Source organism: Xenorhabdus griffiniae, from assembly GCF_015163655.1.
In the GTDB taxonomy this organism is placed as follows: Bacteria; Pseudomonadota; Gammaproteobacteria; order Enterobacterales; family Enterobacteriaceae; genus Xenorhabdus; species Xenorhabdus griffiniae.
On record NZ_JADEUF010000002.1, the window covers coordinates 109,240 to 130,470 of the forward strand.

15 protein-coding genes and 6 tRNA genes are annotated in these 21,231 nt (G+C 43.5%); 15 read left to right on the forward strand and 6 right to left on the reverse strand.

Annotated features, from left to right (window positions below):
• Positions 1–2: 2 nt before the first annotated feature.
• Together rtxC and rtxH are read right to left on the reverse strand one after the other, a co-directional pair.
• Positions 3–464, reverse strand: a complete 462-nt coding sequence (gene rtxC, locus IQ211_RS01230) for an RTX toxin-activating lysine-acyltransferase RtxC (protein WP_189758092.1) — start codon at positions 462–464, stop codon at positions 3–5.
• A 34-nt stretch (positions 465–498) separates the two neighbouring features.
• Positions 499–849, reverse strand: a complete 351-nt coding sequence (gene rtxH, locus IQ211_RS01235; protein WP_189758091.1) for a protein RtxH — start codon at positions 847–849, stop codon at positions 499–501.
• 642 nt (positions 850–1,491) lie between these two features.
• Between rtxH and IQ211_RS01240 the strand changes: the two genes are divergently transcribed.
• Genes IQ211_RS01240 through IQ211_RS01250 form a run of 3 tightly spaced genes read left to right on the forward strand, consistent with a single transcriptional unit; the run spans position 1,492 to position 7,131 of the window.
• Positions 1,492–3,597: a peptidase domain-containing ABC transporter gene (locus tag IQ211_RS01240; protein WP_189758090.1), complete on the forward strand. Its 2,106-nt coding sequence runs from the start codon at positions 1,492–1,494 to the stop codon at positions 3,595–3,597.
• Positions 3,590–4,945 carry an HlyD family type I secretion periplasmic adaptor subunit gene (locus IQ211_RS01245; protein WP_189758089.1) on the forward strand — a complete coding sequence of 452 codons (1,356 nt, stop codon included), beginning with the start codon at positions 3,590–3,592 and terminating at the stop codon, positions 4,943–4,945. Before IQ211_RS01240 ends, IQ211_RS01245 begins: the two co-directional genes overlap by 8 nt.
• A 2-nt stretch (positions 4,946–4,947) precedes the next feature.
• Complete coding sequence (locus IQ211_RS01250; RefSeq protein WP_189758088.1) at positions 4,948–7,131, forward strand: type I secretion system permease/ATPase; 2,184 nt, start codon at positions 4,948–4,950, stop codon at positions 7,129–7,131.
• A gap of 138 nt (positions 7,132–7,269) precedes the next feature.
• On the opposite strand, the gene IQ211_RS01255 is transcribed toward IQ211_RS01250, so the two are convergent.
• Entirely contained in the window at positions 7,270–7,590 is a 321-nt protein-coding gene (locus tag IQ211_RS01255) for a hypothetical protein (protein WP_189758087.1), read from the reverse strand.
• 348 nt (positions 7,591–7,938) lie between these two features.
• Here IQ211_RS01255 and ybfE point away from each other — a divergent pair, with 348 nt between their 5' ends.
• From ybfE to fur, 3 genes are all read left to right on the forward strand, one after another.
• Positions 7,939–8,229: a LexA regulated protein gene (gene ybfE / locus IQ211_RS01260; RefSeq protein WP_189758086.1), complete on the forward strand. Its 291-nt coding sequence runs from the start codon at positions 7,939–7,941 to the stop codon at positions 8,227–8,229.
• A 174-nt stretch (positions 8,230–8,403) separates the two neighbouring features.
• On the forward strand, positions 8,404–8,937 hold the full coding sequence (fldA, locus tag IQ211_RS01265) for a flavodoxin FldA (protein ID WP_189758085.1): 534 nt from the start codon (positions 8,404–8,406) through the stop codon (positions 8,935–8,937).
• Positions 8,938–9,112: 175 nt separating this feature from the next.
• Positions 9,113–9,562: a ferric iron uptake transcriptional regulator gene (gene fur / locus IQ211_RS01270; protein WP_189758084.1), complete on the forward strand. Its 450-nt coding sequence runs from the start codon at positions 9,113–9,115 to the stop codon at positions 9,560–9,562.
• 141 nt (positions 9,563–9,703) lie between these two features.
• On the opposite strand, the gene IQ211_RS01275 is transcribed toward fur, so the two are convergent.
• The 3 genes from IQ211_RS01275 to nagE all read right to left on the reverse strand — a co-directional run bounded on the left by IQ211_RS01275 (position 9,704) and on the right by nagE (position 16,567).
• Positions 9,704–12,391 (reverse strand): beta-N-acetylhexosaminidase, encoded by a 2,688-nt coding sequence (locus IQ211_RS01275; RefSeq protein WP_189758083.1) that lies wholly within the window; start codon positions 12,389–12,391, stop codon positions 9,704–9,706.
• A 234-nt stretch (positions 12,392–12,625) separates the two neighbouring features.
• On the reverse strand, positions 12,626–14,293 hold the full coding sequence (glnS, locus tag IQ211_RS01280) for a glutamine--tRNA ligase (RefSeq protein WP_189758082.1): 1,668 nt from the start codon (positions 14,291–14,293) through the stop codon (positions 12,626–12,628).
• 243 nt (positions 14,294–14,536) lie between these two features.
• A complete protein-coding gene (gene nagE, locus IQ211_RS01285; RefSeq protein WP_189758081.1) occupies positions 14,537–16,567 on the reverse strand; it encodes an N-acetylglucosamine-specific PTS transporter subunit IIBC in 2,031 nt (676 codons plus the stop codon).
• A gap of 372 nt (positions 16,568–16,939) precedes the next feature.
• Here nagE and nagB point away from each other — a divergent pair, with 372 nt between their 5' ends.
• From nagB to IQ211_RS01330, 9 genes are all read left to right on the forward strand, one after another.
• Complete coding sequence (gene nagB / locus IQ211_RS01290) at positions 16,940–17,746, forward strand: glucosamine-6-phosphate deaminase (RefSeq protein ID WP_189758080.1); 807 nt, start codon at positions 16,940–16,942, stop codon at positions 17,744–17,746.
• A 24-nt stretch (positions 17,747–17,770) separates the two neighbouring features.
• The gene (gene nagA / locus IQ211_RS01295; RefSeq protein WP_189758079.1) at positions 17,771–18,928 is read left to right on the forward strand and encodes an N-acetylglucosamine-6-phosphate deacetylase; all 1,158 of its coding nucleotides are present in this window, start codon (positions 17,771–17,773) and stop codon (positions 18,926–18,928) included.
• Between the two features lie 12 nt (positions 18,929–18,940).
• The gene (nagC, locus tag IQ211_RS01300) at positions 18,941–20,164 is read left to right on the forward strand and encodes a DNA-binding transcriptional regulator NagC (RefSeq protein WP_189758078.1); all 1,224 of its coding nucleotides are present in this window, start codon (positions 18,941–18,943) and stop codon (positions 20,162–20,164) included.
• A gap of 155 nt (positions 20,165–20,319) precedes the next feature.
• Positions 20,320–20,396 (forward strand) — tRNA-Met (locus IQ211_RS01305).
• A gap of 5 nt (positions 20,397–20,401) precedes the next feature.
• Positions 20,402–20,486: transfer RNA gene (locus IQ211_RS01310), tRNA-Leu, on the forward strand.
• 69 nt (positions 20,487–20,555) lie between these two features.
• A tRNA-Gln gene (locus IQ211_RS01315) sits at positions 20,556–20,630 on the forward strand.
• An 83-nt stretch (positions 20,631–20,713) separates the two neighbouring features.
• Positions 20,714–20,788 (forward strand) — tRNA-Gln (locus tag IQ211_RS01320).
• Between the two features lie 41 nt (positions 20,789–20,829).
• Positions 20,830–20,906: transfer RNA gene (locus IQ211_RS01325), tRNA-Met, on the forward strand.
• 14 nt (positions 20,907–20,920) lie between these two features.
• A tRNA-Gln gene (locus tag IQ211_RS01330) sits at positions 20,921–20,995 on the forward strand.
• Positions 20,996–21,231: the final 236 nt, after the last annotated feature.

Sequence of the window (21,231 nt, forward strand, 5' to 3'; positions counted from 1 at the left end):
AGTTAAATCGAAAACCACTGTACCCGACGGATACAGCGGTTATTTGGCACATCCAGCATTCCCCTGACTGTGCAGGCTTTTTGCCCTTTCCATGCGGCGAAGACACGCCGGCGCAGATCGCAGGCAATGTCACGCGCATGTCCGAAAGGCGCAATCATTTCTGGAAAAAAAATATGCTGGCCGGAACGCCAATCTTCCTGTGAAATTTCCCGTTCACCGGCAAGAATGGCATCCCGACTGCTGTCAGACAAAAAAGCCCAATTACAAAAAGCAACTGGGCGTTGATGTTTATCTTCGTAATAGCAAAACTGATTGAGCTGGAATGATGGCAAAATACGTTGTTGCCATTCAGCAACTAAATAACGTTGGTGCAAGGGGGAATGCTGACAAAGCAACATCACCCCACCCATCATTGCCTGTATTTCATGCGCACTCAGTGTTGCTGAATGATGTGTGATCACCATAAGTTAGCAACTGCCTGATAAAATTTTGCTGATACTATTTTGTGGTTTCAGAATTGCGTGTTGAACGCTTTTTCGGCTCTGTAGCGGCAGCTTCCGTCGGTTTTTCACTTTCGTTGATCTCAGGCATCGGTAAAAAACCTGCGGCAATCAGTTTATTGATTTCGGCTTCCATTCTTGGGTCTTCAAGCATACTTTTGACCATGGAAACCATATACATAAAACCAGAGGCAGGCATATGGATCACTTGTTTTAACTGCAATTCCTGATCATTTTCCGCCAGCGTACCCTTCGCCATTTGATTAGGCTCCTGGCCGACAAAATAAAGAGAAAATACGCCTTTGTTATAATTAACGCTTGAGATGGTTTGAACAAATTTTTCAGACATAGCATTATCCATTAAATAATTATTAATTTGATGTTAATATTGCATTAAATTAATATGATTAAATCATAAATGAACCCATATACATGATGGCTTCATTTATGATTTAACCTGATGACTACGGCTCATCAAAGTCAGTTAAAGCCATTTATATTTCCCTTATTTTTCAATCGCTATTTTTGAAAAACTGATCATTTTGAAAGAACTATACACATTAAACTTCAAGTTGAAATTTATAATACGATATGAAACCTGATTTCTCCCCCCGCGAAGCGGGGGAGAAATCACACGCATCTTGAAGTTAGATTGGTATATTCAAAATACAAAATAGCAAGTAAAGTATGGGCCGATTTAAGTATGACTCTATCATCAGATGGTTTACTGACAATGCATTACTAACTATCGTTTGCCAACGACTTTGGATAAAGATATAACTATTTATTGGCTAAAATCAACATATAAATAGCGCATGTCTATTCAGACTCTGCATTTTATTCTAATTACTGGCATTTACAGACTCTTTGATAGCAGATAATATTTTTTATTGATTTGTTAAAATAAGTTAATATATTAACATTTCGAGCACTTTTAGGTTATCTGTTTATATCAAAAATGTGATTTTTTATTTAAAAAAGATTTAACTTAATGAATGAAATAGAAAAAACAATAATATCATTAATTAATTTAATAATAATGATATCTAATAGAGATCATACGTCCATATCAAATAAAACCTTAAATGATGGTGATGATTATATTTCTACTCTCAAGCAGCTACAAAAAGAATGTAATATTAAAATCAAAAATAAATACTCTATAAATAAGAAGTTAAGTGCCATATCTTTGCCAGCCATTTTGTTTAATAATGATGGACAACCTTTCATTCTGGCGAAATATGATGAACAGCGGGTTTTAATTCAAAAACCTTATCAAGATACACCGGAGATATTAGGTAAAGAAGAATTTATCAATCTATGGAGTGGCAAGTGGATAAAAATAACACAAAAAAGCAACCAATTTAATATCCGCTGGTTTATTCCTGAATTTGTCAGACAAAAGAAGGATCTGACGGAGATACTCCTGTTCTCCTTTGTTCTACAGATCCTTGCGCTTATCTCTCCTCTGGTCGTGCAAGTTGTCATGGATAAAGTGCTTGTGCACCAGGCGCTTTCCACATTGGATGTGCTGATTTTTGGGCTGGTGGCGGCCGGACTGGTTGAAATCATTCTGCGTGGATTGCGTGAATATCAGTATGCCCACACCGCCAACCGGATTGATATCAAACTGGGGTTGAAGCTGGTTAACCACCTGTTTGGCTTGCCATTGCTGTTTTTTAAATCTCGTCAAGTGGGCGCAATTGTGACACGAGTACGGGAATTGGAAACAGTTCGCGAGTTTTTAACCGGCTCTATGTTCACCTTGTGTATCGACGTTTTGTTCATGTTCGTCTTTATTTATGTCATGAGCTTATTGTCCGGTATGCTGACGCTGATCTTCTTGCTTACCCTGCCCTGCTATGCCCTGCTGGCCTGGTGGGTGACACCGAAAATCGAAAAAGCGGTGGAAAAACAGTTCACCCATGCCGCAATAAATACCTCTTTCCTGACCGAAACCGTTGCCGGTGCCGAGACGCTAAAAAGCCTTGCCGCTGAACCCCGCTTTATTCGCCGCTGGGATAGCCAGACCGAAAAGATGGTCAGCACCAGTTATGATGTACAGCAATGGGATAATCGCTCCGGTCATCTGGTAATGGTGCTACAAAAAGTCACCAGTGCCATCATTATCTGGCTGGGTGCTTCGGAAGTGCTTTCCCTGCACATGACCATTGGTCAACTGATCGCCTTCAACATGATGGTCAGCCACACCCAGCAACCTCTGGCTAAGTTAGTGCAACTGTGGGGACAATTTATCCGTTCACGCATTGCCATTGAGAAGCTGGGAGATATGCTGAATCTGCCAACAGAGCAGCAATCAGGTAACGAACAGGTGACCTTGCGTGGGGCAATCTCATTTTCTGATATCGTCTTTCGCTATCAACCCGATCTCCCCCCCACTATCAACCATTTCACCCTAGATATTCGGGCGGGGGAAACTGTAGGCGTTGTCGGCACCTCTGGTTCCGGGAAAAGTACCCTTGCACGTTTGCTGTTACGGCTTTATACCCCAGAAAGTGGGGCTATCACGCTGGATGGCGTTCCCTTGCAAAATTTCAATATTGAATCCATCAGGCAGCAGATCGGCATCGTTCTGCAAGAAAACTTTCTATTTAATAAAACGGTGTATGAGAATTTGTCTCAATCCTGCCCTGATGCCCCGTTATCCGCGATCATCGAAGCAGCGAAGCTGGCTGGGGCACATGATTTTATTCTCAGATTGCCAATGGGATATGACACGGTGATCGCAGAAGGAGGACAGTCGCTATCAGGCGGCCAGCGACAGCGTTTGGCTATAGCCAGAACCCTGCTGTCAGATCCCAAGATCCTGATCCTTGATGAAGCCACCAGTGCACTGGATGATGAATCACAAGCCATCATTCAATCTAACATGGCTGAGATTGCCCAAGGCAGAACCGTCATCACCATTGCACATCGTCTCTCTACAGTACGCCAATGTGACCGGATTATTGTATTACACCAAGGCCAAATCATCGAACAAGGTAGCCATGAACAGCTTCTGCAACAAGGCAAACACTATCGGAAACTTTGGCAGTTACAACAAGAGCTAAAACAGGAGGAGCCTGCCCATGTTTAAGGCTATCTTTCGGAAAGGAATCAAACCGTTACGTACTGCCAACCCGCATTACGATTTTTTGCCAACCCATTTGGCATTGTCACAACGTCCACCTTCGCCGTTCGCCCGTTATACGGCAATAACGCTAAGCATTAGCGTTTTGCTAGCCCTGCTATGGGCTTGTCTGGGGAAACTGGATGTACAGGCAACCGCAACCGGACGCTTGATAGGGTCTGGTCGTTCCCAAATCATTCAGGCTTATGAGCAGAGCCGCCTGATTGCTATCCATGTCAAAAATGGTCAGCATGTTGAGAAAGGCGCACCTCTGCTTACACTCAATACGCTGGGCGTCAATCAGGATATTGCCCGTTTAAGCGAGCAACGTGATTATTTGGTGGAAGAGGAAATCCGTTACCAGGCCCTGCTTGAAAAACAGGATCCCAAATCCCTGCCACTTTTCCAGCAACAATCCGCAGATAGACAGACAAGCATTCTGACGCATTACGCTCACGAAAAGCAGGAATTTGATTCAATCATTACCAGTATCCATACGGAAATGGCAGAGAACCTGACTTCCCAACAGGCACGAAACAGTGATATTCGCTCATTAACCAACTTGCGTGAAAATATCAACCAACGTTTACAGGCCAGAAAAACATTGAGCCAAAAGCAGGTCATCAGCAAAGTGGAATATCTGGAGCAAGAAAAGGAATTTCTGGAAACAGAAAGGCTGATCGCCCAACAAAAATCGGAACTCGATATTCTGATAACGAAGTACAAAAGCCTGGAAGAACGCTTAAAGGGCACCAAAATAAAAAAAGAGCGGGAATGGTTTGAGAAAAGAAAACAGGCAGAAATACAGTTGGCGTTAACGCATCAAGAAATTTCGAAAATGCAAGAGCGGGAAGAGCTTGAAGTTGTACGTTCTCCCGTAACCGGCACCGTTCAACAATTAGCTGTCCATACCCTCGGCGCGGTACTGCAACCTGCACAGAATTTGATGGTGATTGTTCCTGATGAACATGTGCAACTCGCTGAAATCCAGATTTTGAATAAAGATGTTGGTTTTGTCCGGCCTGGTCAGCATGTCACCGTCAAAGTCGATGCTTTCCCCTATACCCGCTATGGCACGATTGAGGGAGAGTTACTTAGCATTTCGCGGGATTCCACCACCGATGAACAGTTAGGCCTGGTTTTTCCTGCACAAATCAGCCTCAAACAGAACAATATTATGGTAGAGGGGAAACCTGTTGAAATCACGGCGGGTATGTCTATCGTTGCGGAAATCAAGACAGATCAGCGAAGAGTGATTGATTATCTGCTCAGCCCAATCCAGGAATATCAATCTGAAGCGTTGAGGGAAAAATAATCATGGCTGATACTTTTACCTTCACCTGTAATACAGATGCAGACCAAACAGACGACAATACAATCGGTGAAAATACAAACAATTATGCGCTGGATTGTATCGCCCATTTAGGGAAACAGTTCCACAAGGTGGCTTCTGTCGAACAATTACACCATATTCTGGGTGTGGACTCCCTGACACTGACAGATCCACAGCTACGTGAAGCGGCGGATGCCATTGGGTTACGCAGCAAATTTGAACGCCTGACACCGGATACCGCAGCCACATTACCTTTACCTGCATTGGTTGAATTGGATCAGCGCTGGTGGGTATTGTCAGAAATCCATCCTGATACATTTACGTTGTTCGATCCTGCCACCGAAAAATATGAAGTGCGTGCATTATTGCACGATGAAAAAACAAGTGGCAGCCAATCTAACCAATACAAGGTGCTACTGGTCGCAGATAAGTCCCTGACCAGGCAACAGGTTAAATTTGGACTAAGCTGGTTTTATCCCTCTATTTTCAGGCAAAAAAACCAGTTACGGGATATTTTCCTGTTTGCCATCGTGTTACAACTTTTTGCCCTGGCTGCCCCCTTGCTATTTGAAAATGTCATCGACAAGGTATTGGTTGGACGGAGCATTTCCAGCCTGCATGTATTAGGGATGGCGATGCTGGCACTGGCATTGGCAGAACCCCTGTATGGTTTTCTGCGCAATACCGTGTTTGGCCATACGGCCAGTCAAATCAATGCGGAACTCTCCGGCAAGTTGTACCGTCATCTCGTAGGATTGCCCTTACCCTATTTCAAACAACGGCAAACAGGGCAAATTATCGCCAGAGTTCGGGAAATGGCGCAGATCCGCCAGTTTTTGACCGGCTCTACCCTTATGCTGTTGCTTGACCTGATTTTCATCATTCTGTTTCTGGGCGTGATGTTCCACTACTCCTCCCTGTTGACATGGCTCGTCATCAGTTCGCTGGTTCTCTATTTCTTGCTCTGGATCGCCGTCGGCCCCATTATTCGGCGCAAGGTAGAAAAAGAGTATGAAGCCGATGCCAATGCCACCAGCTTCCTGACAGAAGCGGTTACGGGTATTGAAACCATCAAAACCACAGCGACAGAAAAACGCTTTTTGTCCCAATGGCAAAAGGTGTTGAGCCAGCAATTAATTCAACGCTTTACCGCCCAAAAAAGTGGGCTTGCAGCGGGGCAAGGGATTGAACTGATCCAAAAAGTGGTTGCTGCCTTGCTGTTGTGGTGGGGAGTCCGAAGCGTACTTGATGGAGATTTGTCCCCGGGTGAGTTAATTGCTTTTAATATGCTGGCAGGGCACGTTACCCAACCCATCCTAAGACTGGCGCAAGTCTGGCAAGACTTCCAGCACACCCTGATCGCCCTGCGGCGGGTGGGGGATATTCTTGATGAGCCAATGGAAAACAGTAAACAAGGGCTGGCATCAGCCCCCGAACTGGCAGGCCAGATTGAATTCCGCAATATACGCTTCCGCTATCATGCAGATACGCCAGAAGTGCTGGCAAATCTGTCATTGGAAATTAAGGCCGGAGAATTTATTGGTATTACAGGGCCATCGGGTTCCGGCAAAAGTACATTAACCCGCTTGTTACAGCGCCTATATGTGCCACAACACGGTCAGGTTTTGGTGGATGGAATGGATTTAGCGATTGCCGACCCAGTATCATTGCGCCGTAATATGAGTGTTGTTTTGCAGGAAAGCATTCTGTTTTCCGGCAGCATTGCAGACAATATCCGCCTGTGCAAACCCAATGCCAGTGATGAAGAGGTCTATCGGGCGGCAACCTTAGCGGGCGCGGTTGATTTCATTAACGCGTTCCCCCATAAATTTGCGCATCCGGTTGGCGAAAAAGGGGGGAATCTTTCTGGCGGACAACGGCAGCGCATCGCATTGGCAAGGGCGCTACTGAGTGATCCCAAGATCTTGATTCTGGATGAAGCCACGTCTGCACTGGATTATGAATCTGAAGCGGCCATCATGAGCAATATGGCTGAGATATGCCGAAACAGAACAGTAATCAGCATTGCTCACCGGCTAAATACTATCCGTCATGCCGATAAGATTTTCGTTTTGGATTTGGGAAAAATCGCTGAATCAGGTTCACATGATGCCTTAGTGCAGCAAGATGGCTTATATGCACAGCTTTGGTATCAACAAACTCAGTGATAATTGAAAATATGAGACTTGTTTCACCTCAGCGTTCATTTCATTATGAAACAAGTCTCTTTCCTTCTTTCAACTCAGAAAAGTAACATGAAAATTATCTAATAAATTTCTATCATCTTGGCTCATAGGCCATTATTTCTATAACATATTTTTAATACTATCAGTAATCATCTGCAGTTCTCTCTGTTGTGACATAAACTGAAACTCACTAAAACGTTTTCTAGATAATTCATAGCTTCTGGTTTCCTTGACCATTTGCATACATTTATCTGTATCAATCTGGCCTGCCCTAGAAAATATTTCTTCATAGATTCTATGTATGGTATCAATACTAAATTCTTGCTGCCCCAAGGCCTTACATAAGTCATTATTATTTAATGATTTTAAGTTATTAGTCGGAATACCATATGTTGAACAACCAGAAAGAATGGCTGCAGATAATAGTAATATTTTTTTCATAATTATTTGTGTGCTGTGTAAGAAGAAATGCGAGTATTCCTTTGTCTCCCTCAGAAAAACTATGTTAAATTCATTAACTCAGCTTGTAGGCACACACTCTGGTCTAACTGCCAAAATTGCTGGGTATGAAGACAATAACGAACGCTTTGCCGAATTTAACAATAAAGTCTGATCTCTTTCTCTGAAAAGGATATTCCGTGGCCGTCTACATTTAAAATATCGATTCTAAATGTAAATGTCATTTGAGCCATCCCAACAATCTCTCCTATCAACTAGTAGCGACACGCGCCCAGCTAAGGTATTATTGCCCGCTATATTATTGGTACACGCCCATTATCAATTGAATTTATGGCAAAAGAACAAACTGATCGCACCACACTGGATTTGTTCGCAGATGAACGCAGGCCTGGGCGACCTAAAACAAATCCACTGTCCAGGGATGAACAGCTTAGGATCAATAAACGCAACCAGTTGCGACGAGATAAAGTCAGAGGATTGCGTCGAGTGGAACTCAAACTTAATGAAGATGCCGTCGCAGCACTAAATCATCTGGCAAAACAGCGCAACATTAGCCGCAGTGAATTGATTGAACAAATGCTATTAGCCCAACTGACAGAAAAAAATCACCTTGCCGATTAACGGCTTTTATTAAACACAACGAAGCGGTGTCACCACACAAATCTGACAGATTTGTCATGGATGTTTGGTCAAAATAACGCTTTTCATGTTACTGAAACTGACATTTTTCTAGCTGATTTCAGCGTGATGTGTATAGATTTAATACACGGATAAAACAAGAGGTTAACCCATTTTATGGCAATAATAGGTATATTCTTCGGCAGTGATACAGGCAACACAGAGAACATCGCCAAAATGATCCAAGAAAAATTGGGCGGTGCTGATGTTGCTGAAGTCCACGATATTGCCAAAAGCAGCAAAGAAGACATTGAAGCCTTCGATATTCTGCTGCTTGGCATCCCAACCTGGTATTACGGTGAAGCTCAATGTGACTGGGATGATTTCTTCCCAACACTGGAAGAGATCAACTTCGACGGGAAACTGGTTGCTTTGTTCGGCTGTGGTGATCAGGAAGATTATGCAGAGTACTTCTGTGACGCTATGGGCACCATTCGCGATATTATTGAACCTCGTGGTGCCATTATTGTAGGCCACTGGTCAACCGAAGGATATCATTTTGAAGCGTCTAAAGGTATGGCCGACGATAACCATTTTATTGGCCTGGCCATTGATGAAGATCGTCAACCAGAATTGACGGATGAACGCGTTGAAAGCTGGGTGCAGCAGATCAAGGCTGAAATGAGCCTGTCAGAGATCCTAGGCGCTTAATAAGAAGAGAAAAGCCCTTTCAGGCAGGATTATTCTTGCATAATGTGTCATGATATATGAATAGGCATGGTTTTCATTTCTAATATCCATGCCTATAATCAGCAACATGAAACTCCCTCACGATACCCCCAAGTATCATAAGTGCACTTAACTCAAGTTACAGGACTGAATCCGCATGACCGACAACAATAAAGCATTGAAAAATGCTGGACTTAAAGTAACTCTTCCACGACTGAAAATTCTGGAAGTGCTACAGGACCCAGAATGCCATCATGTCAGTGCGGAGGATCTCTACAAGAAACTGATTGATATCGGTGAAGAGATTGGCCTCGCCACTGTCTATCGCGTGTTAAACCAGTTCGATGATGCTGGCATTGTCACACGCCACAATTTTGAAGGCGGTAAATCGGTTTTTGAACTCACTCAGCAACATCACCATGACCATCTGATTTGTCTCGACTGCGGTAAAGTCATTGAATTTAACGATGAATTCATTGAGGAGCGTCAGAAAAACATCGCTGAACGTTATGGAATTAAGCTCTCAAACCATAGTCTTTATTTATATGGTCATTGTGCTGATGGTGATTGCCGCGAAAATAGCACGCTTCATGATGAAAAAGCATGATAACCAAGCGCTGACAATGAAATAATTGCAACAATCCGCTTCTGCAATTTATTCATTTGAATAAGCAAGCTGCCGATTAACTTGATAATTAATCAGCAGCTTGCTTTATCAATTTATTGCCCTCATTTCTCCAGGCAACTGTTAGAGTTTAACTTCATCTATACGGCTAAAACGGCTTCTATCAGTATTGGCAGAACGAATTTTCACATTGCCGCTGACATGGGGCCGCTGTCTGTCATTATAATCCTGCCATGTTTTTCCATTATCCAATGAGTATTGGATAACCACCCCTGGTAATGCAATATTCGCTTCTAGTGTTCCAGAAACAATTCTGCCGCCTGGCACTGGCAAACGATATGTGATTTTGGCGCTATCCAGCTTAGCCAGCTCACGCTGTCCTATCAAATTGGCTAAGCGTTCCCAATCCTGTTGCAAGAGAGCAATATCAACATAATGCGTTATTCCACCTTTATATTCCCTGCCCTGCTGATAATTCTGCTCCCACTCCGCTTGGTGCCATGCCCGTTCCGCCAGCGGCAATAAGCGTGGATAAATCATATATTCCATTTGTTCATCAGTACGCACGGTTTCACTCCATGATTGCCCCGATATGCCATAAGCTCCCGGCCAGCGTTTATTACTATGGGTATTAAAGTGATAGCCATCACGATCCACCGAGGTCTCAGCATTTTGTGGCATATTGTTCGGGGCAAAGCTGAAAATTTTCGCCTCATCATTAAAGCGAGTTGCCCAATAGTAGCCCCGCTCTTTCGGATGAACTTCATATGGCATATCCAGATAAACATAATCAGGACTGGAAACAACAACCCGATAGCCCTTATTCGCCCAGTCATTGGCAGAATCGTAGCCTCCCCAATACAGGGTATCCCAGAAGTTCACTGCTACATATTGAGTCGCGAAATCTTTTGCCGATTTGGCATATTTTAGGCCATCCTGCCATGCCTGCATGGTGCTGATACCGTGGGCGTTGACGATTTTGCTGACTTCAATGGCAAAATAACTGGCAAGTTCATCAACATCTTTAATGACGCCTTGCGCTATCATCTTCTGACAAGCCTGAGATTTTGCCCACGGCTTGTCTTCAATTTTCTGGTTGATAATCCCCTTATCTGGCACAATCGGTCCATCTCTATCCTGATATCCAGCTCCCAAACGAATATTTTTTGCCTCATCCCCACCAAAATGCCATGTATTCAATGGCTGACCGGCCGCTTTATGCATGGCAACAACTTCGCTAATTACTTTATCGACAAACCGTTTTGAAGAGTCCATACACGGGTTAAGATAACTGTGGCGATCATAGAACTGCACGGAAGTTGTATTCGAGGTATCTGTCGGATCAAGCAGGCGATACTCATTGGCTTCCTGCTCTTTGCCCTGTGCCATAAGCCTCTTATAGCGCGCTTCCATCGACATCACTGCGGCACGAGCATGGGCGGGGATATCAATTTCTGGGATCACTTCTATCTGGCGGGCTTTGGCATAATTCAAAATATCAATGTAATCCTGACGGCTAAAATAACCACTTCCCATGTTGTGGCTATCTGGGCCTGATCCCAACTGCGGCAATAAGCATTGAGTCTCACTCAGATCATGACAGCGTTGACTACCGATTTCTGTCAATTCCGGTAAACCAGGGATCTCCAAACGCCAGCCTTCATCGTCACTTAAATGGAAATGGAATTTGTTCAGTTTATAGCGGGACATTTGATCAAGCAGGCGCAGGACAGCTTCTTTACTATGAAAATTTCGCCCAACATCAAGGAACACCCCACGATATTCAAACCGTGGTGCATCTTTTGCCGTCAATGTCGCAATCTTTGGCATACCATTGGCAGGAAGTAAGGAAAGCAGTGACTGCAAGCCATAGAATACGCCAGATTTATCAAACGCGACGATTTGTGTTCCTTTGGTGGTAACCTCCAATGAATACGCACCGTTTACTCTCCAGGACTTGGTAAATTGGTTTGCGTTGATTTGGGTCGCGATTCGATAACCGTTATCCGTTAAAGGAATATCACGAGCTTTGAAATGCTCCTTGATCACGTTAATAGATTCGCCACTCAATCCGCCCAACTCTAATTTCACGCCACGGGATAAATCCACATCCTGGGAATGAACGGAAAGGGCTTTCGGTGTCGGAATAATCTGTCCTCGCAGCTTATCTTCACTGATTATTGCCACCTGTTGGTTTTTTGCAAAGCGGTTTTCAGGTGTCATCAGGATATTGTTATCCGCGGTGGTTCGTTTCCACTGTTCACCTTCCAGATCGGATAAAAATTTGCTGATGTTTTCCGTATCGGTACTTACCAAGACCCTGGGCCTTGCATCACCGGAAGTCGCATACCAACGCGGCATAAAATCCGTACTGTAAATTTGCCAATATTCACCAATAATCGGTAGCACGACCTTTTCATTGGCTTTGATGCCCGTAAATTTTTTCGTCGGTTCCAGTTTATGTAAGTCACCCGTAACATGAGTGATTTTGTATTGATCATTATCCAGTTTCAGTATTTGGCGAATACTGTGAAAATAGAGCGCCCAATCAGAAGAGTTGATTGCCTGCTCACCGTTGCTCAAGATGATATTGACTCGATTACAGGCCGCCGAATCAGCGCCAAGAATGGCACAATCTGTACCATGTGAACCCGCCTGATTATCAATGACGTTGAAATTGACTTTTAACTGGCTCAGCAAATCCACGATCTGCTGTGATGACATTGCCGGTGTCATTTCTGTATGAGCGTTGCCTATAAATCCAACTGCCGTGATGAATGCTGCCAAAGTACGTAATTTAATGGGTTTCATAAATTACCTCGTCCGAACTTATTATTTTTTCGATGGGTAAATTTTTGGACAAAATTTTTGGGCAAATAGCGTACAAATTTGGTCAGGCAATAACCCTATACAATATGGGACTATAAGGCAATTTTTAATCTTAGCTGAAGGAGTTAATTTTCATTACGAGGCTATCAGGCAAAAAAAAGCGTGAAAATAATCACGCTTTTTTGTGTACGAGGTCACATTATTTTAGTGAGATGATTACTCTTGTGAGATTTTTGCCCAAGTATCACGCAGGCCAACCGTACGGTTAAAGACCAGATGCTCCGCACTTGACAAGCGGCTGTCAGCACAAAAATAACCTTCACGCTCAAACTGATAGGTTGTTTCTGGCAATGCATTTGCCAACCCTGGTTCGGCAAATCCTTTACGGATCACCAGCGATTCTGGATTGATAGTAGACAAGAAGTCATCTTCTGCCCCTGGATTTGCCACGCTGAACAGACGGTCATACTGATAGAAGTCCGCTGCTACACCGTGTGCAGCACTGACCCAATGAATGACGCCCTTAACCTTGCGACCATCAGCAGGATCTTTGTTCAGGGTTTGCTCGTCATATTGGCAATAAATCGTAGTGATATTACCTTCTGCATCTTTCTCAACCCGCTCTGCTTTAATCACATAAGCATTGCGCAGACGAACTTCTTTGCCCAGAACCAGACGCTTATATTGGCGGTTTGCTTCTTCGCGGAAATCCGCACGGTCAATATACAGTTCACGACTGAACGGCACTTCACGGCTGCCCATTTCTGGCTTATTCGGATGGTTAGGCATTGTCAGAATGACTTCACCTTCTGGCATGTTCTCAATCACCAGTTTCACCGGATCAAGCACCGCCATCGCGCGTGGGGCATTTTCGTTCAAATCATCACGAATGCAAGATTCCAGTGCCGCCATTTCAACATTGTTATCCTGTTTAGTCACACCAATGCGGCGACAGAATTCACGAATAGCAGCCGCAGTATAACCACGACGACGCAATCCAGAGATCGTTGGCATACGTGGATCATCCCAACCATCAACAATTTTTTCTGTCACCAACTGGTTAAGCTTACGCTTGGACATCACCGTATATTCCAGGTTCAGGCGAGAAAACTCGTACTGACGTGGATGGCAATCAATCGTAATGTTATCCAATACCCAATCGTACAAACGGCGGTTATCCTGGAATTCCAGCGTACAGATAGAATGGGTGATCCCTTCCAGCGCATCGGAAATGCAGTGCGTGAAATCATACATCGGATAGATGCACCATTTATTACCTGACTGATGATGCTCTGCGAATTTGATACGGTAGATGACCGGATCACGCATAACAATAAACGGGGATGCCATATCAATTTTGGCACGCAAACATGCCTTACCTTCAGCAAATTCACCGGCACGCATTTTTTCAAACAGGGCCAGGTTTTCTTCTACGCTGCGATCACGATACGGGCTGTTTTTACCTGGCTCTTTTAAAGTACCGCGATATTCACGGATCTCTTCAGGACTCAGTTCATCGACATACGCCAGGCCTTTATTGATTAATTCAATGGCATATTGATACAGGGTATCAAAATAGTCAGAAGAGTAGCGAATATCCCCACTCCACTGGAATCCCAGCCACTGAACGTCAGTTTTAATCGACTCAACGTACTCGATATCTTCCTTGACGGGGTTTGTATCGTCAAAACGTAGGTTGCATTGTCCCTGATAGTCTTTAGCGATGCCGAAATTCAGGCAGATCGACTTGGCATGGCCGATATGCAGATAACCGTTAGGTTCAGGTGGGAAACGGGTATGTACGGATGTATGTTTACCAGTTGCCAGATCTTCGTCAATAATCTGACGAATAAAGTTTGTCGGGCGGGCATCTGCCTCACTCATCGTTTTTTTCCTCAATGCAAAAAGCGTTTTAACATAACCCTCTATAATCTAATAAGCTGAACCGAGAAACAATACTTTGTTCGTGGGAAATGGCGGAATGGGTAAAGTTAGTGCGGAAAAGAGGGGATCCCCCCAGATGACGACTCCCAGAAACATATTTAGCTATGTTCCCGGGAAATTGTTTATTTATGTCTCAACTCAGTTTGTTAACGCTTTATGACATAAAATATTATGTACATTCACTTATTGCATTACTTGAAATAAGTCTGACTTATTAGCGATTACATTTCCTTTAGTCAGAATTTTCACGCCCGCATAATCATCAATATTGCTGATAATCACAGGACTGACCATCGATTTGGCATGTGCATTTAAGTAATCAAGATCTAACTTCAATAGAGGATGCCCTATTTTCACTTGTTCCCCTTCTTCCACCAAACGTTCAAATCCTGTGCCATTCAGTGAGACTGTATCTATGCCGATATGAATAATGATCTCAATACCGCTATCCGTTTCAATACATACCGCATGGTTGGTATCAAATATCTTCACGACCTTACCCGCAACAGGAGCAAAAACAGTATCCGATGTGGGTCTTATGGCAATCCCATCACCGACTAATTTGCTGGAAAAGGCTTCATCAGGAACATCTTCCAATTTGACCAATTCACCTGTGACAGGAGCAATTAAAGTCAAAATAGGTTTACCTGCTTGCTTGTCCTCTTTTTCCACCAAAACATCGGTCTCAGACTTGAGAGTGACTTTTGCCGCTGCAACATAACCTTTTTTCAGGATTTCTTTCATCATACTGGATATCAATTCTGCACGTGTACCAATAATAATCTGGACACTCTGCTTATTCAGGCGGATAACACCTGTTGCACCAAGATGTTTTACCCATTGTTCATTGACCAGGCTAGAATCGTTCACTGATAAACGTAAGCGAGTAATACAAGAGTCAACACTCGTCAAGTTGCCTGAACCGCCAACAGCAGCAATGTATTGATGAGCTATTTCATGAATACTCCCCGCTGAATGACTCTCTTTTTTCGCCATATCGATATCATAACCATCAGTTTCATCCGTGGCCGATAACTCACGTCCTGGGGTCATCAAATTGAATTTTTTGATGGTGAAACGGAAGACAACATAGTAAAGGCAGAAGAATACCAAACCCTGCGGGATCAACATGTACCAGTGAACAGCCAGCGGATTACGGGAGGAAAGTAACATATCGACAAGCCCAGCACTAAAGCCAAAACCGGCAATCCAATGCATGGTAGCCGCGATGTAAACCGAAATCCCAGTCATGACGGCATGTAACACATAAAGTACTGGTGCAACAAACATGAACGAAAATTCAAGTGGCTCAGTTACGCCTGCAAAGAAAGACGCAAATGCCCCTGCCATCATAATACCAGCAACCTTGGCTCTATTTTCCGGACGGGCACAGTGGTAAATCGCCAATGCTGCCCCTGGCAAACCGAACATCATTATCGGGAAGAAACCCGCCTGATAACGACCAGTGATCCCCATGACAGCAGTGCCTGCTTCAATGGATTTCTGTCCACCAAGAAAGTTAGGAATATCATTGATACCAGCGACATCAAACCAAAATACGGAGTTCAGAGCATGGTGCAAACCAATCAATATCAACAGACGATTGAAGAAGGCATACAAACCCGCCCCAACAGAACCCAGATTGGTGATGCTTTCACCAAATGCTACCAGCCAGCCATAAACTACTGGCCAAATAAACATCAAGATGAAAGACACAACAATCATCAGGAAAGAGTTCAAGATAGGGACTAAACGACGGCCACTAAAGAAAGACAGTGCTTGTGGTAGCTCCACATTACTGTAACGATTATACAACTCAGCAGAAAAGACTCCCACCAAGATCCCAATAAATTGGTTATTAATCTTACCAAATGCTTTTGGGACTTCCTCAATCGGAATCCCCTGAATCATTGCCACCGCGGCCGGAGAACAGAGTTGCATGACAACAATAAATCCGATAAGCCCTGATAATGCAGCAGCGCCATCTTTATCTTTCGACATTCCATAGGCTATCCCAATCGCAAACAACATTCCCATATTGTTGAGAATGGCAGTACCTGACGTGATAAACAGTGCCGCCAACTCATTATCAGCCCCCCATCCCGTTGGATCAATCCAATAACCTACACCAACCAATATTGCCGCTGCGGGCAATGTTGCCACCGGCACCATTAATGCCCGGCCAATCCGTTGTAAGTAGCTCAGAATATTCACTTATGCCTCCTTAAAGCTCTGCTAATGGAGTCTTTTAGTTAATTAATGACGTTATGTCATCACTTATGTATTTATTGTTAAAACGTTTTTAGTCTAAAAAAAATATTTTTCATCGCAAATTAAATCCGTCTAATATGTGATTAAAGTCACTTGATTTGATAAATTTTTAATCAAAAATCTAGCTATCACGCAAAACTTATTTTATTATGAAAAATATGTATATTACATTGGATGCGACAAAACCCCACTTAGAACAAGGGCTATGTGTCGTCTTGTCACATTGCTATCACGCACCACTTTGATATCTCAAAATCATGTGTATCGTGCATAATTCTCATAATTAATTTATTGAATGTTTTTTAAGAGGTAATCATGAGGCTTATCCCCCTAACTACGGCAAGTGATGTTGGCCGATGGTCTGCTCACTATATTGTAAGCAAGATAAATGAGTTCAATCCTACTGCGGAGCGCCCTTTCGTACTCGGACTTCCTACAGGCAGTACCCCATTGGCAACCTACAAAGAACTTATTTCCCTGTATCAAGCCGGAAAAGTGAGCTTCAAACATGTTGTGACATTTAATATGGATGAATATGTTGGCCTGCCAGAAGATCATTCTCAAAGCTACCACTCATTCATGTATCAAAATTTCTTTAATCACATTGATATCCCCAAAGAGAACATCAATTTGTTAAATGGAAATGCGAAAGATATTGATATTGAGTGCCAACGTTACGAAAATAAAATCAAATCCTATGGCAAAATACATTTATTTATGGGAGGTGTTGGTAATGATGGACATATTGCCTTTAATGAACCGGCCTCTTCTCTTTCTTCACGCACACGAATTAAAACACTGACCATTGAGACGCGGACTGCCAATTCCCGTTTTTTCAACCATGATATAAAACAAGTCCCCCAATACGCATTAACTGTTGGAGTAGGAACTTTAATGGATGCCGAAGAAATTATGATTTTGGCAACTGGAATGAATAAAGCGCAAGCCTTACAAGCCGCGGTAGAAGGGAATATCAACCATATGTGGACAATCAGTTGCCTCCAGATGCATCCAAAATCACTTATTGTCTGTGATGAACCTGCCACCATGGAACTGAAGGTAAAGACAGTGAAGTATTTTCACCAGTTAGAGGCCGATATCGTTAATGAATTTGCCAGCTAAACTGATTTAGGAGTCAAGATATCAATGTACGCGTTAACCAATGGCATTATTTATACCGGATATGACAGGCTCGATAACCATGCAGTTGTCATTGCAGATGGTTTGATTAAACAAGTCTGTCCGGTAAACGAGCTGCCAGAAAAGATAGAAAAACACAATTTACATGGCGCAAATCTCGCACCAGGATTTATTGACCTACAAGTGAATGGTTGTGGGGGAGTCCAGTTTAATGAACGGTTGGAAAATCTTTCAGAAGAGACTCTGCATACTATGCAGAAAACCAACCAGTTCTATGGTTGTACCAGTTTTTTACCTACCCTCATCACCAGCCCCGATGAATTAATGATAAAAGCCATTGAAGTCATGCGCACTTATCTACAAAAAAATCCTCATCAGGCACTAGGGCTACATCTGGAAGGGCCTTATATTAATCCAATAAAAAAAGGAACTCATAATACAGCTTATATCCGCAAACCCACCCCTGAAATGGTTAATTACCTATGCCAGAATGCTGATGTAATTACCAAAATCACTCTCGCTCCTGAAATGGTAGAAAGCCAATATATTCAGCAATTCGCCGAAGCCGGTATTACCGTTTCTGCTGGTCATTCTAATGCGACTTATGAAGAAGCTCGTCATGGCTTCCAACATGGTATTACTTTTTCTACCCATTTATACAATGCCATGCCTGCCATTTCTGGACGCCAACCTGGGCTGGTGGGTGCCATTTATGATTCCCCAGATGTCTATGCCGGCATAATCTGTGATGGAATGCATGTATCATGGCCAAATGTCCGCAATTCCAAGAGATTAAAAAATGAAAAACTTATCTTGGTAACGGATGCCATCGCTCCTGCTGGGCTTGCTCCCGATGCCATGGATCAATTTACCTTTGCTAATAAAACAATATATTATCGAAATGGTTTATGTGTTGATGAAAATGGCACACTGAGCGGCTCATCAATCACAATGATTGATTGTGTCAAAAATAGTGTGGAGCATGTTGGTATTGCTTTGGATGAAACGTTGCGAATGGTAACGCTTTACCCAGCCCGCGCAATCGGTATTGATAAACACCTCGGTACGATTGAATCCGGCAAGGTAGCGAACCTGACCGCATTTACTCACGATTTCAAAATCTGCAAAACCATTGTTAACGGAAACGAAATCAAACTACCGTGAGTATAAAGACTGATGAGTAACGAAAACGCACAGAAGCAAATTGGCAATATTGATCTAGTCAAACAATTAAATAGCGCTGTGGTCTACCGGCTGATTGATCAGCATGGGCCAATATCACGCATCCAAATTGCAGAAGAGAGCCAACTTGCTCCTGCCAGCGTAACTAAAATTACTCGTCAGTTATTAGAGCGCGGCCTGATAAAAGAAGTCGAACATCAGGCTTCCACTGGCGGAAGACGTGCAATCTCCATTATTAGCGAAACACGCCATTTCCATACGATCGGAGTCCGGCTTGGGCGCCATGATGCAACTGTGGCACTGTTCGATATGAGTGGCAAAACGTTAGCGGAAGCACACTACCCTGTACGGGAAAATAGTCAGCAGGAAGTCGAGAAACGAATTATTTACGCCATTGAAAGTTTCATCAACAAAAACCAGCGCCGGATCCGTGAGTTGATCGCAATTTCAGTTATTCTTCCCGGTCTGGTTGATCCTGAACTGGGTATTATCCGCTATATGCCACACATTAAGGTAGATAATTGGCCTCTGGTGAAGAATATCAAAACACATTTCAACACCTTCTGCTTTATTGGTCATGATATTCGCAGCCTGGCATTGGCAGAAAATTATTTCGGGGCAACACGCGATTGTGAAGATTCCATTCTGGTGCGCGTCCATCGCGGTACAGGGGCTGGTGTCATTGTTAACAACAACATTTTGCTCAACAAACGCGGCAATCTGGGTGAAATAGGCCATATCCAAATCGATCCTCTCGGTGAACGCTGCCATTGCGGTAATTTTGGTTGTCTGGAAACTATCGCTGCCAACTCAGCAATCGAAGCTAAAGTACAACAACAATTACGCCAAGGGTTCCCAAGTCAGCTTGCCTTGAATAATTGCAATATCCATGCAATTTGCCTTGCAGCCAACGCGGGCGATCCCCTTGCCACAGAAGTCATCAGACATGTAGGGCTCTACCTTGGCAAAGCTATCTCAATCGCAATTAACCTGTTTAACCCTCAGAAGGTGGTGATTGCCGGAGAAATCACTGAAGCAGAACAGGTATTGTTGCCAACCATCAAGAGCAGCATCAATACCCAAGTATTAAAAGCATTCCGTGAAGACCTTCCTATAGTGATTTCTGAGTTAAATCACTGCTCAGCAATTGGGGCATTCGCCCTAACGAAACGCGCAATGCTTAATGGTGTACTGTTGCAACATCTTCTTGGCGGATAATTTCAACCGTTTTAGCCGACTTTGTCGACAAAACGTTTATAAGACAAACAAACAAACGATTTTGTGCATATTTCTTTAAAAAATCAGTTGACGCATCTGTCTGATATACGCATAATGCGCCCCGCACCGCCGATGAAGGCAAAGCGAAAAAAGATGGCTACGTAGCTCAGCTGGTTAGAGCACAGCACTCATAATGCTGGGGTCACAGGTTCGATTCCCGTCGTAGCCACCATCTTTGCGGGAGTGGCGAAATTGGTAGACGCACCAGATTTAGGTTCTGGCGCCGCAAGGTGTGCGAGTTCAAGTCTCGCCTCCCGCACCATTTTCTTTATCGGGTTGTACTTAGAACGTGTTTTAGTAACGATTTTAAGTTTTAATGTGTTGTTTCAGGTGGGGTATCGCCAAGCGGTAAGGCACCAGGTTTTGATCCTGGCATACCCTGGTTCGAATCCAGGTACCCCAGCCATTTAACTGGAACAATGAGTTAAAACGGTATAAGGTTAACAGCATATTCTGGGAATAACAAAGGCTGCATTGATAACACTCAGGTGGGGTATCGCCAAGCGGTAAGGCACCAGGTTTTGATCCTGGCATACCCTGGTTCGAATCCAGGTACCCCAGCCATCTTACTGGGATTTATCACAACTCTTACGTTTATCGTAAATGGCTACGTAGCTCAGCTGGTTAGAGCACAGCACTCATAATGCTGGGGTCACAGGTTCGATTCCCGTCGTAGCCACCATTTAAAAATTCAGTTGGGGTATCGCCAAGCGGTAAGGCACCGGATTCTGATTCCGGCATTCCCAGGTTCGAATCCTGGTACCCCAGCCAAATTTTTCAACGAGTTACATGATGTAGCGAATTGAAAAAGAGCAGAAAAAGAATAGAGAAAGAATATACAGGTAGAATATTCTTTGATATACAATCCGCCATTAAGGGTGGTTTTTTTTGCATTTATCTCATAAAAATAAACTTTCCCGCCCTCTCACCAATTAGATAATCTAATAAATTTGGGTTTGTAATTTTATACAATTGAAATTATAGATCTACCGGGGGCCCGGGGCGGG

Excerpts from the sequence above, each read along its gene's own strand:
- nagB (WP_189758080.1), top strand. The coding sequence starts at position 16,940 with ATGAGGCTTATCCCCCTAACTACGGCAAGTGATGTTGGCCGATGGTCT.
- fldA (WP_189758085.1), top strand. The coding sequence starts at position 8,404 with ATGGCAATAATAGGTATATTCTTCGGCAGTGATACAGGCAACACAGAG.
- glnS (WP_189758082.1), bottom strand. The coding sequence starts at position 14,293 with ATGAGTGAGGCAGATGCCCGCCCGACAAACTTTATTCGTCAGATTATT.
- nagA (WP_189758079.1), top strand. The coding sequence starts at position 17,771 with ATGTACGCGTTAACCAATGGCATTATTTATACCGGATATGACAGGCTC.
- fur (WP_189758084.1), top strand. The coding sequence starts at position 9,113 with ATGACCGACAACAATAAAGCATTGAAAAATGCTGGACTTAAAGTAACT.
- IQ211_RS01255 (WP_189758087.1), bottom strand. The coding sequence starts at position 7,590 with ATGAAAAAAATATTACTATTATCTGCAGCCATTCTTTCTGGTTGTTCA.
- rtxH (WP_189758091.1), bottom strand. The coding sequence starts at position 849 with ATGTCTGAAAAATTTGTTCAAACCATCTCAAGCGTTAATTATAACAAA.
- nagC (WP_189758078.1), top strand. The coding sequence starts at position 18,941 with ATGAGTAACGAAAACGCACAGAAGCAAATTGGCAATATTGATCTAGTC.
- ybfE (WP_189758086.1), top strand. The coding sequence starts at position 7,939 with ATGGCAAAAGAACAAACTGATCGCACCACACTGGATTTGTTCGCAGAT.
- IQ211_RS01245 (WP_189758089.1), top strand. The coding sequence starts at position 3,590 with ATGTTTAAGGCTATCTTTCGGAAAGGAATCAAACCGTTACGTACTGCC.
- rtxC (WP_189758092.1), bottom strand. The coding sequence starts at position 464 with ATGGTGATCACACATCATTCAGCAACACTGAGTGCGCATGAAATACAG.
- IQ211_RS01250 (WP_189758088.1), top strand. The coding sequence starts at position 4,948 with ATGGCTGATACTTTTACCTTCACCTGTAATACAGATGCAGACCAAACA.
- IQ211_RS01240 (WP_189758090.1), top strand. The coding sequence starts at position 1,492 with ATGAATGAAATAGAAAAAACAATAATATCATTAATTAATTTAATAATA.
- IQ211_RS01275 (WP_189758083.1), bottom strand. The coding sequence starts at position 12,391 with ATGAAACCCATTAAATTACGTACTTTGGCAGCATTCATCACGGCAGTT.